Consider the following 16,496-nt stretch of genomic DNA (forward strand, 5'->3'; position numbering starts at 1 on the left):
GCAGGAACCCCCCATGATGGACGCCTTCGAACTTCCCCGCACCCTGGTCCAGTCCCTCCAACGCCGTGCCACGCAGACCCCGGATCAGGTGGCCCTGCGCTTCCTGGCCGAGTCCGCCGACGACACCGTGGTGCTCAGCTACCGTGATCTGGACCTGCGCGCCCGCACCATTGCCGCCGCCTTGCAGGCCTCGGCCGGGCTGGGCGAACGTGCGGTGCTGCTGTTTCCCAGCGGCCCGGATTACGTCGCGGCGTTTTTTGGCTGCCTGTATGCCGGGGTCATTGCGGTGCCGGCGTATCCGCCAGAGTCGACCCGTCGCCATCACCAGGAGCGGTTGCTGTCGATCATTGCCGATGCCGAGCCAAGGCTGTTGCTGACCAGCAGTGGTTTGCGCGACTCCCTGGGGCAAATCCAGGAAGCGCCGCCCTTGCTCTGCGTGGATGAGTTGCACAGCGAAAGCGCTGCCGGCTGGGTCGCACCAGACCTGCAGGACGACGACATTGCCTTCCTGCAATACACCTCCGGCTCCACGGCCTTGCCCAAGGGCGTGCAAGTCACCCACGGCAACCTGGTGGCCAACGAACTGCTGATCCGCCGTGGCTTTGGCATCGACCTCAACCCCGATGACGTGATCGTCAGCTGGTTGCCGCTGTACCACGACATGGGCCTGATTGGCGGCCTGTTGCAACCGATCTTCAGTGGTGTGCCGTGCGTGTTGATGTCGCCGGCGTACTTCCTCGGCCGGCCCTTGCGCTGGCTGGAAGCGATCAGCCAATACCGCGGCACCATCAGCGGCGGCCCCGACTTCGCCTACCGCCTGTGCAGCGAGCGGGTCAGCGAGTCGGCCCTGGAGCGCCTCGACCTGAGCCATTGGCGTGTGGCTTATTCCGGCTCCGAGCCAATCCGCCTGGACACCCTGGAACGTTTCGCCGAGAAATTCGCCCGCTGCGGCTTCACCCCGAACAACTTCTTTGCCTCCTACGGCCTGGCCGAAGCGACCTTGTTTGTCGCTGGCGGCACCCGTGGCCAGGGCATCCCGGCCTTGCGCCTGGACGAACAGGCGCTGGCCGCCAATCGCGCGGAGCCGGGGCAGGGCAGCGCGATCATGAGCTGCGGCACCAGCCAGCCCGAGCATGGGGTGCTGATCGTCGAGCCCCATACCCTGGCGGAACTGGCCGACAGCTGCGTCGGCGAAATCTGGGCCACCGGCCCGAGCATTGCCCACGGCTACTGGCGCAACCCCGAAGCCACCGCCAAGACCTTCGTGCAGCATGCCGGTCGCACCTGGCTGCGCACTGGAGACTTGGGCTTTATGCGTGACGGCGAGGTATTTATCACCGGGCGCCTGAAAGACCTGTTGATCGTGCGCGGCCACAACCTGTACCCGCAAGACATCGAGCAAACCGTCGAGCGCGAAGTGGAAGTGGTGCGCAAGGGCCGTGTCGCGGCGTTTGCGGTGAATGACCAAGGCCTGGAAGGGATTGGCATTGCTGCAGAAATCAGCCGCAGTGTGCAGAAGATCCTGCCGCCCGAAGCCCTGATCAAAGCCATCCGCCAGGCGGTGGCCGAGGCCTATCAAGAGGCGCCGTGCGTGGTGGTGCTGCTCAATCCCGGCGCGCTGCCGAAAACCTCCAGTGGCAAGGTCCAGCGTTCGGCCTGCCGCACTCGCCTGGCCGATGGCAGCCTCGACAGCTACGCGCAGTTCCCCGATCAGGCCGTGCAGGCCGGTGAGGGCGCCTTGGCGTCGGCGCTGCAACAGCAGATCGCCGCGATCTGGTGTGAGCAGTTGCAAGTGCCACAGGTGGCTGCCGATGATCACTTCTTCTTGCTCGGCGGCAACTCCATCAGCGCCACCCAGGTGGTCGCACGACTGCGCGAGAGCCTGGGCCTGGAGCTTAACTTGCGCCTGTTGTTCGAGGCGCCGGTGCTGGCTGATTTTGCCGCCAGTGTCGGGCAACTGCAGCAGGACGGTGGCGTGGCCCAGGGCGCAATCAACGCCTTGTCACGCCAGCAGGATATGCCGCAATCCCTGGCGCAGAACCGCCTCTGGATCACCTGGCAACTGGACCCTCACAGCAGCGCCTACACCATCCCCGGCGCCTTGCGCCTGCGCGGCGAGCTGGATGAAGACGCGCTGCAGGCAAGCTTCGCGCAACTGATCCAGCGCCACGAAGCGCTGCGCACGCGTTTCTATGAGCGCGACGGCCAGGGCTACCAGCGTGTCGATGCCCAGCGCGAGTTTGCCGTGCAAGTCATCGACCTGCGCGACTTGCCCGTGGCCGAGCGTGAAGCCCGCGCCGCACAGATCCGCGAGGACGAGGCGCGCACCCAATTCGACCTGGAGCAGGGCCCGCTGCTGTGGGTCACGCTAGTGCGTCTGGACGATGAGGATCACCAGTTGCTGGTGACGATGCACCACATCATTGCTGACGGCTGGTCGCTGAATGTATTGATCGATGAGTTCTCGCGCCTCTACGCCGCCGCGTCCCAAGGCCAGCCCCTTGCGTTGCCAGCCCTGGCCGTGCAGTACGCCGACTACGGCAGTTGGCAGCGCCAATGGCTGGCCGAAGGCGAAGGCCAGCGCCAATTGGCCTACTGGCAGCGGCAACTGGGCGACGAACATCCCACCCTGAACCTGGCCACCGATCACCCGCGCTCGGCCCAGCAACGGCACAGCGCTTCGCGCTACAGCGTGCGCCTGGATGCGGACCTCGGCGCAGCCATCCGCCAGACTGCCCAGGCCCACCAGGCCACGCCATTCGTGCTGTTGCTGGCGGCATTCCAGAGCCTGCTGCACCGCTACAGCGGCCAGCGCGATATCCGCATCGGCGTGCCCAACGCCAACCGCGGGCGTCACGAAACCCAGGGCCTGATCGGCTTCTTCATCAACACCCTGGTGCTGCGCGCCGAGGTGGATGCGCGCCTGCCGTTCAGCGAGCTGCTGACGGCGACCCGCCTGGCGGCCACCGAGGCCCAGGCCCATCAGGACTTGCCGTTCGAACAACTGCTGGAAGCTTTCCCACAGGCCCGGGAACAGGGGCTGTTCCAGGTCATGTTCAACCACCAGCAGCGCGACCTCAGCGCCTTGCGCCGCCTGCCGGGCCTGCTCGCGCAAGAGTTGCCATGGCATAGCCGCGAAGCCAAGTTCGACCTGCAACTGCATAGCGAAGAAGACCGCAGTGGGCGCCTGAGCCTGTCATTCGACTACGCCGACGAACTGTTCGACGCCAGCACTATCCAGCGTCTGGCCGCGCATTTGGTCAGCCTGTTGCAGGCTGTCTGCGCGCAACCGCAACAAGCGCTGGGCGACATCCCGCTGCTGAACGCCAACGAACACGCCCAGCAACGCACCTGGAGCGAGGCACCCTGCGCACCGGCGCAGCACCTGGTGCCGGTGCAGCTCAACCAACATAGCGACGAGCGCACCGCCCTGGTCTGGCAGGACGCCAGCATGACCTTTGGCCAACTGCACACCCAGGCCAACCGCCTGGCCCATTACCTGCGTGACAAAGGCGTCGGCCCGGACGTGTGCGTGGCGATTGCCGCCGAGCGCTCGCCACAACTGCTGATCGGCTTGCTGGCGATCCTCAAGGCCGGTGGCGCCTATGTGCCGCTGGACCCAGACTACCCGGCTGACCGGCTGGCCTACATGCTGGCCGACAGCGGCGTGCAATTGCTGCTGACCCAGACCCATCTGCTGCAACAGTTGCCGGTGGCCGAGGGCGTATCGGTGATCGCCATGGACAGCCTCAAGCTCGACAGCTGGCCGACCCAGGCGCCGGGCCTGCACCTTGATCCCGACAACCTCGCCTATGTGATCTACACCTCCGGCTCCACCGGCCAGCCCAAGGGCGTGGGCAATACCCATGGCGCCCTGGCGGAGCGCTTGCAATGGATGCAGGCCACCTACCAGTTGGATGAAAGCGATGTACTGATGCAAAAAGCACCGATCAGTTTCGACGTGTCGGTGTGGGAATGCTTCTGGCCGCTGATCACCGGTTGCCGCCTGGTACTGGCCGGCCCCGGCGAGCATCGCGACCCCCATCGCATTGCGCAGCTGGTGCAGGAGCACGGGGTGACCACCCTGCATTTTGTGCCGCCCCTGTTGCAGCTGTTTGTTGATGAACCCCTGGCGGCCGAGTGCACCAGCCTGCGCCGGGTGTTCTCCGGCGGCGAAGCCTTGCCCGCCGAATTGCGCAATCGGGTCCTGGCGCAATGGCCAGCGGTGCAGTTGCACAACCGCTATGGGCCGACCGAAACCGCCATCAACGTCACTCATTGGCATTGCCAGGATGCCGATGGTGAACGCTCGCCGATCGGCCGGCCACTGGGCAATGTGATTTGCCGGGTACTGGACGCGCAATTCAACCTGCTGCCGGCGGGTGTGCCGGGCGAGCTGTGCATCGGCGGGATTGGCTTGGCCCGCGGTTATCTGGGGCGTGCGGGGCTGACGGCTGAACGTTTTGTGGCCGACCCACTGGGCGCGGCGGGCGCGCGCCTGTACCGCACCGGCGACCGCGTGCGCTGGGCTGCCGATGGCGTGCTGGAGTACCTCGGGCGCCTGGACCAGCAGGTCAAGCTGCGCGGGTTTCGCGTCGAACCGGAAGAAATCGAGGCGCGGCTGCTGGCCCAGGACGGCATCGCCCAGGCGGTGGTGCTGATCCGCGACACCGCCGGCGGTGCGCAGTTGATCGGTTACTACACCGCCAGCGGCGAGTTGGCTGAGCAGGACGTGAAAGCCGCCCTGGCCGCCGAGTTGCCGGAGTACATGGTGCCGGCGCAACTGATACGCCTCGACGCCATGCCGCTGAGCCCCAGCGGCAAGGTGGATCGTCGTGCCTTGCCGGAGCCGGTGTGGCAGGTGCGTGAGCACGTAGAGCCGCAAACCGCGCTGGAACAACAAATCGCCGGGATCTGGCGCACGGTGTTGGGCCTGCCGCGTATCGGCCTGCGCGACGATTTCTTCGCCCTTGGCGGCCACTCGCTGCTGGCCACGCAAATCATCTCCCGTACACGCCAGGCCTGTGATGTGGAGCTACCGCTGCGCACCTTGTTTGAAGCCAGCGAGTTGGGGGATTTTGCCGAGCAGGTCCGCTTGATCCAGGCCAGCGGCCAGCGCAACCAACAGACCGCGATTGGCAAGGTCGATCGCAGCCAGCCGGTGCCGCTGTCCTATTCTCAACAGCGCATGTGGTTCCTTTGGCAAATGGAGCCGGACAGCCCGGCCTATAACGTCGGCGGCATGGCGCGCTTGCGCGGGGTGCTGGATGTGGGGCGTTTCGAGGCGGCGTTGCAAGCCTTGATCATGCGCCACGAAACCCTGCGCACCACCTTCCCGAGCATCGATGGCGTGGCCCGGCAGAAAGTCGCCGCGCAAAGCAGCGTGCGCATGAGCTGGCAGGACTTCTCGGGCCTGACCGAGGCCGAGCGCCAACTGCGCTTGCAGCAACTGGCCGACCAGGAAGCCCACAGCCCGTTCAACCTGGAGACCGGGCCATTGCTGCGCGCCTGCCTGGTCAAGGCTGGCGATCAGGAGCACTACCTGGTGCTGACCCTGCACCATATCGTCACCGAAGGCTGGGCCATGGACATCTTCGCCCGTGAACTCAGCGCGCTGTACGAAGCCTTTATCGATGAGCGCGAATCGCCGCTCGAACCCCTGCCGGTACAGTACCTGGACTACAGCGTGTGGCAGCGCCAATGGCTGGAGGCCGGTGAGCGTCAGCGCCAGCTCGACTACTGGACCACGCAACTGGGCAACGAACATCCCTTGCTGGAACTGCCCAGCGATCGGCCACGCCCGGCGGTGCAGAGTCATCAGGGCGAGTTGTACCGTTTTGACCTCAGCGCCGACCTGGCCGCCAGGGTTCGCGCCTTCAATGCCGAGCATGGCCTGACGCTGTTCATGACCATGACCGCAACCCTGGCGACGCTGCTCTACCGCTACAGCGGCCAGACCGACCTGCGCATCGGCGCGCCAGTGGCCAACCGGATCCGCCCGGAAAGCGAAGGGCTGATCGGTGCCTTCCTCAACACCCAGGTCGTGCGCTGCCAGCTCGACGGGCAGATGCGCGTCGGCGAGCTGTTTGAGCACGTGCGCCACACCGTGATCGAGGGCCAGTCCCATCAGGACCTGCCATTCGACCATCTGGTGGAAGCCCTGCAACCGCCGCGCAGTGCCGCGTATAACCCGCTGTTCCAGGTGATGTGCAATGTGCAGCGCTGGGAATTCCAGCAAAGCCGGCAACTGGCCGCAATGACCGTCGAATACCTGGCCAACGACGCGCGTGCCACCAAGTTTGACCTCAACCTGGAAGTCACCGACCTCGACCATCGCCTGGGTTGCTGCCTGACCTACAGCACCGACCTGTTCGACGAGCTGCGCATTGCACGCATGGCGGCCCATTGGTGCAACCTGCTGGAGGCGCTGATCGCCGATCCGCAGCAGCGTTTGAGCGAGCTGGCGCTGCTGCAGATCGATGAGCAGCGTGCCCTGCAAGACAGCCTCGGGATCGAGGCCGGCGAGCACCGTCTCGACCAGTGCATCCATCACCTGTTCAGCCAGCAGGTCCAGGCCCGTGGCGAGGCCCCGGCGCTGACCTTTGCCGGCCAGACCCTGAGCTACCGCGAGCTGGACAGCCGCGCCAATCGCCTGGCCTGGATGCTGCGCGAGCGCGGGGTTGGCCCGCAGGTGCGGGTCGGCCTGGCGCTGCCGCGCTCCCTGGAAATGGTCATCGGCCTGCTGGCGATCCTCAAGGCCGGTGGCGCCTATGTGCCGCTGGACCCGGAATACCCGCTGGACCGCCTGCACTACATGATCGAAGACAGCGGCATCGGCCTGTTGCTCAGCGATGCGGCGATGTTCGACGCCCTGGGCACGCTGCCTGCCAGCGTCAGTTGCTGGTGCCTGGAAGATGACCTGCCGGTGCTCGCCAATTATCCAGCCGGCGACCTGCCAGCGATCAGCCTGGCGCAACATCAGGCGTACCTGATCTACACCTCCGGTTCCACTGGCAAGCCCAAGGGCGTGGTGGTGTCCCACGGTGAAATCGCCATGCATTGCCAGGCCGTGATCGAGCGCTTTGGCATGCGCGCCGACGATTGCGAACTGCATTTTTATTCGATCAACTTCGACGCCGCCACCGAGCGCTTGCTGGTGCCGCTGCTCAGCGGTGCGCAGGTGGTATTGCGCGCCCAGGGCCAATGGGATGCCGAAGAAATCTGCGGGCTGATCCGTGAGCATCGCATCACTATCCTCGGCTTTACCCCAAGCTATGGCAGCCAGTTGGCGCAATGGCTCGCCACCCAAAACCAAACCTTGCCGGTGCGCATGTGCATCACTGGCGGCGAAGCCCTGACCGGCGAGCATTTGGCGCGTATCCGTGCGGCGTTCCAGCCGGCGCTGTTCTTCAATGCCTACGGGCCGACCGAAACGGTGGTCATGCCCCTGGCCAGCCTGGCCCCCGAGGTGCTGGAGGAGGGCGCTGGCAGCGTGCCGATCGGTAGCATCATCGGCGCGCGGGTTGCCTATATCCTGGACGCCGACTTGGCATTGGTGCCCCAAGGTGCCACTGGCGAGCTATTCGTCGGCGGTGCCGGCCTGGCCCAGGGTTATCACCAGCGTCCGGGCATGACCGCCGAGCGTTTTGTGGCTGACCCGTATGCCGATGGCGGGCGGCTCTATCGCACCGGCGATCTGGTGCGCCAACGCGCCGATGGCCTGGTGGAGTACTTGGGGCGGATCGACCATCAGGTGAAAATCCGTGGTTTTCGCATCGAACTGGGCGAGATCGAAACCCGCCTGCTTGAGCATGAGGCGGTGCGTGAGGCGGTGGTCCTGGCCCTCGACGCGCCGAGTGGCAAGCAACTGGCGGCGTATCTGGTCAGCGATGCCAGCGATCACACTGCCTTGCGCGAGGCGCTCAAAGTGCACCTCAAGGCGCAACTGCCGGACTACATGGTGCCCACGCACCTGATGGTGCTGGACAGCATGCCGCTGACCGCCAACGGCAAGCTCGACCGCCGCGCCTTGCCGCAACCGGACGCCGAGGCCAATCGGCAAGCGTACGTGGCGCCGAGCAATGAGCTGGAGCTGAGCCTCGCCGCGATCTGGTGTGCGGTGCTTAACGTGCAGCAGGTCGGGCTGCACGACAACTTCTTCGAACTGGGCGGTGATTCGATCCTGTCGATCCAGGTGGTCAGCCGGGCGCGGCAGGCGGGGATTCACTTCAGCCCGCGCGACCTGTTCCAGCACCAGACTGTGCAGGCCCTGGCGACGGTGGCCACGCGCAGTGAGCAGATCACGGCCGAGCAGGGTGTATTGACTGGCCCTTCGGGCATGACGCCGATCCAGCATTGGTTCTTCGACAGCCCGATCCCGGCGCGTCACCACTGGAACCAGGCGCTGCTACTGGCGCCGGTGCAGGCCCTCGACCCGCGCCGCCTGGAGCAGGCGCTGCTGGCGGTGCTGGAACATCACGACGCCCTGCGCCTGAGCTTTACCCAGCGCGATGCGCAATGGCATGCCGAGCATCTGGCGGTGCCGGAAGGCGGAGTGTTGTGGCTGGCCCAGGTGACGGATATGCAGCAGTGCGAGGCGCTGTTCGCCGATGCCCAGCGCAGCCTCGACCTGGAGCACGGCCCGCTGCTGCGCGCCTTGCTGGTGGACGGGCCGATGGGGCAGCAACGCTTGCTGATCGCGATCCATCACCTGGTGGTGGACGGCGTGTCCTGGCGCGTATTGCTCGAAGACCTGCAAAACGTCTATCGCCAGTTGAGCGACGGCCAGGCAGTCAGCCTGCCGGCCAAGACCAGCGCATTGCGTGACTGGGCCGCGCGTTTGCAGGCCTATGCCAGCAGTGAATCCCTGCGTGAAGAACTGCGCCTGTGGCAGCAACAGTTGGCCGGCCCAGCGGTTGAACTGCCGGTGGACCGCGCGCACGGTAGCCTGCGCAATCGCGACGCGCAGACCGTCAGCGTGCGCCTGGATGCCGAGCGCACCCGCCAATTGCTGCAGCAGGCGCCGAGCGCCTATCGCACCCAGGTCAACGACCTGCTGCTGACCGCACTGGCCCGCGTGCTGTGCCGCTGGAGCGGGCACGAGTCGACGCTGATCCAATTGGAAGGCCACGGCCGCGAAACCCTGTTCGATGAGATCGACCTGACTCGCAGTGTCGGTTGGTTCACCAGCGCGTACCCGCTGCGCCTGACCCCGCTGGATATCGAAGAGGCCAGCGGCCAGGGCGCATCGATCAAGGCGATCAAGGAGCAACTGCGCGCGGTGCCCCACAAGGGCCTGGGCTATGGCGTGCTGCGGTACCTGGCCGACAGCACCTGTCGCCAGGCCATGGCCGCGTTGCCGAGTGCTTCGATTACCTTCAATTACCTGGGGCAGTTCGACCAGAGTTTTGATAGCCAGGCGCTGTTCCATCCACTGGAAGCGTCTGCCGGCCCGGCCCATGATCCGGATGCGCCGCTGCCCAACGCCTTGAGTGTGGACAGCCAGGTGTATGGCGGCGAATTGGTGCTGCGCTGGACCTTCAGCCGCGAGCGCCACGACCAGCAGACCATCAGCGAACTGGCCGATGCCTACCTGGGCGAGTTGCAAAGCCTGATCGCCCACTGCCTGCGCGACGACGCCGGTGGCCTGACGCCGTCCGATTTCCCCCTGGCGCACCTGACCCAGGCACAGCTGGATGCGTTGCCGGTGCCGGCCAGCGCCATCGAGGACGTGTACCAGCTGACACCGATGCAGGAGGGTTTGCTGTTGCATACCCTGCTGGAGCCGGGCACCGGGCTGTACTACATGCAGGACCGCTACCGCATCAACAGCGAGCTCAACCCCGAGCGCTTTGCCCTGGCCTGGAAAGCCGTGATCGCCCGGCACGAGGCCTTGCGTGCGTCGTTCTGCTGGAATGTCGGCGAAGACATGTTGCAGGTGATCCACAAGCCCGGCAGCACGCCCATCGAATACCTGGACTGGACCGGTACCCCGGCCGAACAACAGGAGCCACGCCTGCAAGCCCTGCTCAAAAGCGAGCGCGAGGCCGGTTTCGATCTGCTCAACCAGGCACCGTTCCACCTGCGCCTGATCCGCGTCGGCGAAGCCCGCTACTGGTTCATGATGAGCAACCACCACATCCTGATCGATGCCTGGTGCCGCTCGTTGTTGATGAATGACTTCTTCGATATCTACATGGCCCTGGGTGAAGGCCGCGAGGCGCAGTTGGCAGCGCCGCCACGCTATCGCGACTATATCGCCTGGCTGCAACGCCAGAACCTGGCCGAGGCGCGGCAGTGGTGGCAACAGAACCTGCAAGGCTTTGAGCGCACCACGTCCATTCCGAGCGACCGGCCATTCATGCGCGAACACGCCGGCCATAGCGGCGGCATGGTGGTGGGTGATTGCTACACCCGCCTGGATGTACGCGACGGTGCGCAATTGCGCGAGCTGGCCCAGGCGCATCAGTTGACCGTGAACACCTTCGCCCAGGCGGCGTGGGCCTTGGTGCTACGGCGCTTGAGTGGCGAGCGTGACGTGTTGTTCGGCGTCACCGTGGCGGGGCGCCCGGTGGACATGCCGCAGATGCAGCGCACGGTCGGCCTGTTTATCAACAGCATCGCCCTGCGGGTCAAGGTGCCCGAAGACGATCAGCCGTGCAGCGTGCGCCAGTGGTTGAGCACCTTGCTCGACAGCAATATGCAACTGCGCGAATACGAGTACCTGCCGCTGGTGACGATCCAGGAGCACAGCGAACTGCCCAAGGGCCAGCCGCTGTTCGACAGCCTGTTTGTATTTGAAAACGCCCCGGTGGAAGTCTCGGTACTGGACCGCGCACAAAGCCTGAATGCCACCTCGGACTCGGGCCGCACCCACACCAACTTCCCGCTGACGGCCGTGTGCTACCCAGGTGATGACCTGGGGCTGCACCTGTCCTACGACCAGCGTTATTTCGATGAAACCACCGTGCAAGGCATGCTCGCTGAGTTCAAGCGCCTGCTGCTGGCGCTGGTGCAGGGCTTCCATGGCGACATGGCCGACCTGCCGCTGATCGGCGAGCAGGAGCGTGAATTCCTGGTGGACGGTTGCAACCAAAGCGCTCATGACTACCCGCTGGAGCGCAGCTACGTCGAACTGTTCGAAGAGCAAGTGGCGCAGCATCCGCAGCGCATTGCCGCCAGTTGCCAGGACCTGCGATGGACCTATGCCGAGCTCAACCAGCACAGCAACCGCCTGGGCCATGCGCTGGTCGCGGCGGGTGTCGGCCTGGATCAGCCGGTGGCACTGCTGGCCGAGCGTGGCCTGGATCTGCTGGGCATGATCATCGGCAGCTTCAAGGCCGGAGCGGGTTACCTGCCGCTGGATCCTGGCCTGCCGACCCAGCGTTTGAGCCGGATCATCGACTTGAGCCGCACGCCATTGCTGGTGTGCACCCAGGCCTGCCATGAACAGGCGCAGGCCCTGCTCGAAGATTTTGCCTGTGGCGCGCGGCCCAAGTTGCTGGTGTGGGAAGAGGTGGAGGGCGCGGATACCGACCCGGGGATCTATAGCAACGGGGACAACCTCGCCTATGTAATCTATACGTCCGGCTCCACCGGGCTGCCCAAGGGCGTGATGGTCGAACAGCGCGGCATGCTCAACAACCAACTGAGCAAGGTGCCGTACCTGCAACTGAGCGAGCAGGATGTGATCGCCCAGACGGCCTCGCAGAGTTTTGATATTTCCGTGTGGCAGTTCCTCGCTGCGCCGCTGTTCGGCGCGCGGGTGGACATCGTGCCCAACATCATTGCCCATGACCCGCAGGGTTTGCTGACCCATGTCCAGGCCCAGGGCATCACGGTTCTGGAAAGCGTGCCGTCGCTGATCCAGGGCATGCTCGCCCAGGACCACATCAACCTGGATGGCCTGCGCTGGATGTTGCCGACCGGCGAAGCGATGTTGCCTGCGTTGGCGCACCAATGGCTGTTGCGCTACCCGGATATCGGCCTGGTCAACGCCTACGGCCCGGCGGAGTGCTCGGATGACGTGGCGTTCTTCCGCGTGGATCTGGCCTCGACCCGTGGCACCTACCTGCCGATTGGTACACCGACGGATAACAACCGTTTGTACTTGCTCGATGGCGCGCTGGAGCTGGTGCCGCAAGGTGCGGTCGGTGAGTTGTGCGTGGCCGGCACCGGTGTGGGCCGTGGTTATGTCAGCGACTCGCTGCGCACCGCCCAGGTGTTTGTGCCGGATCCGTTTGGTGCACCGGGGGAGCGGCTGTATCGCACCGGCGACCTGGCGCGTCGGCGCAGTGACGGCGTGCTGGAGTACGTCGGGCGTATCGATCATCAGGTGAAGATTCGCGGTTATCGCATTGAACTGGGTGAAATCGAAGCGCGCCTGCACGAACAGCTCGAGGTGCGCTACGCTGCGGTGGGTGTGCAGGAAGGCGTGAATGGCAAGCACCTGGTCGGCTACCTGGTGGCGAGCGAGGCCAGCCTCAACCCCGGTGAGCGCCTGGACCGCATCAAGCAACGCCTGCGTGCCGAACTGCCGGAGTACATGGTGCCGTTGCATTGGCTATGGCTGGAGCGCCTGCCGTTGAACGCCAACGGTAAACTCGACCGCAAGGCCTTGCCGGCCCTGGAGATCGGCCAACTGCACAGCCAGGACTACTTGGCCCCGCGCAGCGAGCTGGAGCAAACCCTGGCCACGATCTGGGCCGAGGTGCTGAAGGTCGAGCAGGTGGGCGTGCTGGATAACTTCTTCGAACTGGGTGGGCACTCGTTGCTGGCCACGCAAATCGCCTCGCGCGTGCAGAAAACCCTGCAGCAGGATGTACCGTTGCGGGCGATGTTCGAATGCAGCACGGTGGCGGAACTGGCGACCTATATCGAAGGCTTGGCGGCCAAGCAGATCAGCGCCGGGACGGTGGATCGGTTGAGTGATTTGATGGCGGAGCTGGAGGGGCTTTAAGGCTGGTGGTCGTTTCCCAGGAGCGCTTCGGGGGGGCGACGTCGCTGGTCGGTTGGATAGGGTTTTTCGTGGGTTCTGTAAGGACTAATGGCGTAAGGAAAACGTTGTAAGTGTGAAAAATAATGCTCCCTCGCTACGAGGGAGCATTATTTATAGGCCGTCGTAGCTATTTGGGGCCTAAGATTTTCCCCAACTTATCCGGCGACGGCGCCCCTTGCTGTTGCTGCAGTTGCCCCTTGTCATCCAGATAGAAAATCGCCGGGGTGGCCGACAACTCCAATTCATCCATCAACTTCATGTTGGCATCGAGCTTGGCCTGGATCTCGGCCGGGATCTTGGCCAACGCCTTGAGCTTGCTGGCTTTACCCGCAGACTCATGCTCTTGCAGGGCCAGGGCTGTGTCTTTGCTGGCCAGTAGCGCCGCGGACTTGCCGGGGCTGTCCTCGCGGATGATTCCGACCATGATGTGCCGCAACTGCACCTTGCCGGCCTTGACCCAGGGCCGTGCCTGTTCCCAGAACATGTTGCAGTACGGGCAGTTGGGATCGCTGAACAGGTAGACGGTGCGCGGTGCGTTTTTATCGCCGTCCTGGATCCAACTGCTCTGTTCCATCTTGGCCCAGATTTCCTTGGCCATTGGCGCGTAGACCAGTTTTTCCAGGGGCGCGGTGCTCAGGTCGTTGCCCTTGGCGTCGTACAGGTTGCCGGCGAGCACGTGTTGGCCATCGGCGGTCAGGTACAGCGCCATGCCGCGGTTCTGGTACTGCGCGGCATACCCCTTGAGGCCGCCTGGTGCGTCGAAGCTGCCGATGATCTTGGCGCCTTTGGCTTCGATCTGTTTGATCGGTGCGGGCCATTCTTCAGCGTGTACGAGGCTGGCGGCGAGGGTCAGGGGCAACAGGGTCAGCAAGTGGCGGAGGCGGGGCATAGGGGTTTCCTTGTTGGGGCCGGCTGGGCGGCGGTCGAGTCCGTGGGGGCGAAAGATTCCATGGCGCGGGCCAGGCTGGCCTGGGACAACTCACCCAGGTGGCTGTTGATAAGACGCCCGTCGGGTTGATAGAACAGGGTAGTGGGCAGGGCCATGGAGCCCACCGCCTGGCCGAGACGACCACTGGCATCGAACAGTACGTTGTCCAGGTTCAGGCCCTGGGTGGCCAGGTAGGTGCTGACGCTCTGCATGCTTTCGGCCTGGTTGACGAACAGGAAGGTCACGTCAGGCCGTTGCTTCTGAGCGTTTTCCAGGACTGGCATTTCTCGCCGGCAGGGCGGGCACCAGGTGGCCCACAGGTTGATGACCAGCGGGCCGCCCTGATAGTCGGCCAGTTGCACGGTTTCGCCATCGGCATTGCGCAGGGCGATGTCGGGCAGGCGGGTGCCTTTTTCGTAGATGTTCAGGGAGAAACTGGCCAGCGCCCAGAACGCCAGGCCGGTGATGACCCCGGCGCTCAACGGCTTGCGCAGGGCCGGGCGCCGCCAGCCCCAGAGCAGGGCGCCGAGCAACAGGGCGATGACGCCGGGCCAGGCGAGAAAGCCGCCGTCGCGCAGGTCGACGATTTGCAGGGGATCGTCGCGGTAATAGGCCCAATACATCAGGACAAAGCTGACCCGCGCACTGAGCATGCCCAGCAGGAACAGGCTGAACAGCACCGATTCGGGGTTCTCGCCGCCACGCTTGGCCACGCGCCAGCCCACCAGCGTGGCGAGGATCAGCGCACTGATCAGCAGCAGGTGGTTGAGGGCGATGGCGAAGGTGCCGATGGTCAAGGTCAGCATCAGCGTGCGTCCCGGGTCTGGGTCCAGCGTTGCAGGAAGGCTGCGGCATCCACTTCGCCGGTGATGCGCTGGGCGCGGCGCTCTTCACCCTCGGGGCCGATCCACACAAAACTGGGTGGCCCGGGGACTTTATAGCGGCCCAGCAGTTCGCGGCTGGCGGCGTTGTCGGCAGTCACGTCCAGGCGCAGCAGGCGCACGTCCTTGAGTGCAGCCATCACTTCGGGTTTGCCGAACACCTGTTTTTCCATGATCTTGCACGACACGCACCAGTCGGCGTAATAGTCCAGCAGCACCCATTGGCCCTGGGCCTTGGCGCTGTCTAGCTGGGCTTGCAGGGCCGCCGGGTCGTTGATCGTGGTGAAAGCGTCATGGGCCGTCGGCGCGCTGGCGGCCGGCGAACCGCCGAAGACCTTCAGCGGCTGCCACAGGTCATCGCTGCCTCCAGCGGCACCTACGACCAGGATCGCGCCCCACAGCCCCAGGACCAGGGAACCTGCGCCCAGTACCTTGGCGGCCAACCCATATTCGCGGGCCAGGCTCCAGCCGCAGTAGGCCATGACCAGCGCCAGCACGCCCCACAGACCCAGCCACAGGCTTTCGTCGATCACCGGGCGAATCATCAAGACGGCGGTGGCAAGGAACAGGAAGCCGAAGATGCCCTTGAGCACATTCATCCACGTACCCGGCTTGGGCAGGAAGCGGTTGCCCACGGTCACCAGCAGCAGCAATGGCACGCCGATACCGATGCCCATGGCAAACAGGATCAGGCCACCGTGCAGGGCGTTGCCGCTTTGTGCGATGTACAGCAGGGCGCCGGCCAGGGGCGCGGTCATGCACGGGCCCACCAGCAGGCCGGACAAGGCGCCGAGCACGCCGGCCCCGACCAGGCTGCCGCCGCTTTGCTTGCGGGTGACGTTGTCCAGGCGGTCGCGCAGGAAGGCCGGCAATTGCAGTTCGAAGAAACCGAACATCGGCAGGGCCAGGATCACGAACAATGCGGCGAAGCTGCCCAGAATCCAGGGGGTTTGCAGCAGGGCGGCGAGGTTGCTGCCGGCCAGCGCGGCCATTACGCCGAGTGCGGCATAGACCAAGGCCATGCACACCACATAACTGCTGGCCAAGGCAAAACCACGGCGTGGGCTGGCGCCGCTGCCCACCACCAGGCCGGCGAGGATTGGCAGCATCGGCAGCGAGCAAGGGGCAAATGCCAGCAACAGGCCCAAGCCGAAGAACACCAGCAGGCTCCAACCCAGGCTGCGTTGTTGCAGGCCACTGGCCAGGCTCTGATCCTGGGCCTCGGCGGTGGCCGCCACGGCGGGGTTGCCGCCCAGGTCCACGGTGATCGATTGTGGCGGGTAGCACAGGCCGGCATCGGCACAGCCCTGCCAGCCCAGCTTGACCTGGCCGGTGGCGTCGGCCGGGAGCTTCACTTCCAGGCCCTGGCGATACACTTGCTGTTCGCCAAAGAACTCATCGCTATGGGCTTCGCCTTGCGGCAGCACCGGTTGTTGGGCCAGGCCGTCGAACTTCATGCGTTGCTGGTAAAGGTAATAACCGTCGGCAATCTGCCAATACAGCTGGGTTTCACCGGAAGCCAGGCGCTCGGAAGTAAAGGTGAAGGCCTTGCCCACCGGGAGGAATTCAGGTTGGGTCTCGAATGGATTGTTGCCAGGCGTGGCCTGGGCCAACCCAGTGAACAACACCAGCAGGAAGATAAACAGATGCCGCATGGTCAAGCCTTAGTTCGATGCAAGTGGGGCACACA

General features: G+C 64.9%; 4 protein-coding genes. 1 reads left to right on the plus strand and 3 read right to left on the minus strand.

Annotated features, from left to right (window positions below; translation table 11 throughout):
• The first annotated feature begins 13 nt into the window (after positions 1-13).
• Complete coding sequence (locus C5F71_RS22930; RefSeq protein ID WP_104912010.1) at positions 14-12,958, plus strand: non-ribosomal peptide synthetase; 12,945 nt, start codon at positions 14-16, stop codon at positions 12,956-12,958.
• Positions 12,959-13,124: 166 nt separating this feature from the next.
• Here the strand turns inward: C5F71_RS22930 and dsbG are convergent, their stop codons facing one another.
• The 3 genes from dsbG to dsbD are packed head-to-tail and all read right to left on the minus strand — an operon-like array spanning position 13,125 to position 16,461.
• Positions 13,125-13,886 (minus strand): thiol:disulfide interchange protein DsbG, encoded by a 762-nt coding sequence (gene dsbG / locus C5F71_RS22935; RefSeq protein WP_104912011.1) that lies wholly within the window; start codon positions 13,884-13,886, stop codon positions 13,125-13,127.
• Positions 13,862-14,731: a TlpA disulfide reductase family protein gene (locus tag C5F71_RS22940; protein WP_029298147.1), complete on the minus strand. Its 870-nt coding sequence runs from the start codon at positions 14,729-14,731 to the stop codon at positions 13,862-13,864. Before C5F71_RS22940 ends, dsbG begins: the two co-directional genes overlap by 25 nt.
• Entirely contained in the window at positions 14,731-16,461 is a 1,731-nt protein-coding gene (gene dsbD / locus C5F71_RS22945; protein WP_104912012.1) for a protein-disulfide reductase DsbD, read from the minus strand. The genes C5F71_RS22940 and dsbD overlap by 1 nt, the downstream gene beginning before the upstream one ends.
• Positions 16,462-16,496: the final 35 nt, after the last annotated feature.

Source organism: Pseudomonas sp. LG1D9 (assembly GCF_002949995.1).
Taxonomy (GTDB): Bacteria; Pseudomonadota; Gammaproteobacteria; order Pseudomonadales; family Pseudomonadaceae; genus Aquipseudomonas; species Aquipseudomonas proteolytica.